Source organism: Candidatus Mycoplasma haematohominis (assembly GCF_902712995.1).
Lineage (GTDB): Bacteria > Bacillota_I > Bacilli_A > Mycoplasmatales > Mycoplasmoidaceae > Eperythrozoon_B > Eperythrozoon_B haematohominis.
On record NZ_CACTIB010000018.1, the window covers coordinates 1 to 1,380 of the forward strand.

General features: G+C 33.2%; 3 protein-coding genes. All 3 read left to right on the forward strand.

The features are described 5' to 3' along the window. Positions 1 to 219 (forward strand): hypothetical protein (locus H6411_RS02960; RefSeq protein WP_216083159.1); only part of this gene is annotated, 219 nt, incomplete at its 5' end. A gap of 62 nt (positions 220 to 281) precedes the next feature. Next, positions 282 to 413: a hypothetical protein gene (locus H6411_RS05915; RefSeq protein WP_369408493.1), complete on the forward strand. Its 132-nt coding sequence runs from the start codon at positions 282 to 284 to the stop codon at positions 411 to 413. Positions 414 to 481: 68 nt separating this feature from the next. Further along, the gene (locus tag H6411_RS02965; RefSeq protein WP_216083160.1) at positions 482 to 1,144 is read left to right on the forward strand and encodes a hypothetical protein; all 663 of its coding nucleotides are present in this window, start codon (positions 482 to 484) and stop codon (positions 1,142 to 1,144) included. Positions 1,145 to 1,380: the final 236 nt, after the last annotated feature.

Sequence of the window (1,380 nt, forward strand, 5' to 3'; positions counted from 1 at the left end):
GATAGCTTCTTTGAAGCTACTTATTTCTGCACAAAACCTATTACAGCTGAGGAATATTTGAAAAAGAATTTGAAAGCTAAAACACGTGTACAAAGCGCTGATAGAGGTTTAGTTTGTTCTTTAGATGAATTGAATAACTATGAGTGATATACTTACCAACCAGCTCAAGGTAAAGGCTTCTGATGTGGTGTTAAAGCTATGTACGGAGGAAAAGAATAAATATTTTTTTAAAGTTTAAATCTTTTAAAGTATAAAATTTCTGGAAATTTAATTAAACGATTGTGGCTTTCATAGGTTTATTTGTTGGTATTTTTGCTTTATTGGGATTAGGTATTTCTTCTACGGTTCTTTTAGCTAACTCTGGAGTTGGTAGTGGTTCCGGCACCCCCCCTCTGAAAATCTTCAGTTATTAGAAGTAGAAGCAGAACCTACTGTTTCTGTAACTACTAACGATCTTTCTAATAGCGGCATTAGAAATGCTTTGGGTTGTGGCGTAAGTGGTTTAGACGGTTGAGATAAAAAGTTTTGCGATGATGTGTGAGATTGATTATGGAAATTACCGACATATTTAAATGATTTAATTAAATTAGAAAATAAAGAAAAAAAACGGAAGATACTTGACGAACTTAATCAGGAAAAAAGTGAAAAGCATTCTGGGGAAAGCAAACAGGATCCAAATAAGGCAGAAAATTCAGGATTTTCCAGGGCAGGAATTCTAGATGGCTTAGGTTGTTGATTTGGTCTAGATGGGAGAAATAAAGATGTTTGCAATGATGTTTATTTATGATTGTTTGAGTTAAAGGATGAAAATAAGTACGGTTTCAGAATTTTCGATGAACTTAATAAAGGAGAAAGAAAAACTAAATTTTATAACTTCAATAGCAGAATAAGAAAATCAAGACCCAAACCTCCTAAAGAAACGCCAAAGAAAGAACCTAAAGTCCCTCCAGCTAAAGTTACGCCCCCACCTAAATCTCCAGAAGTTCCTCCAAAAGCAAAAGAGAAAAGTGAAGTTAAACCAGGAGGATTTGGTTATTACGGATGGCATATAAATTGAAAACCTTCCACCCATAAAAAACCTAGAAACAAAATTAAAACAGGATCTTATGGATACTATGGTTGACATATGGATTGGAGAAGGTAGGTTTTTAAGTTAGTTCAGAAGAGATTGTTTTTTGTTATTCAAGGATCATTAATAAGTAGTTATGTAACTATAAATCCTTCATTCACCTAAGTTTTTTGTCTGTATTTTTTAATTTCAGTTTGAAAAGTATGTCCCTTCTTAAAATGGCCGCACCACAGATAAATATGGGCTTTTTATGGCTTTTGAAAGAACATGAGAATATTTGATTATTTTTTCAACCGTTACGGGATTCCTTT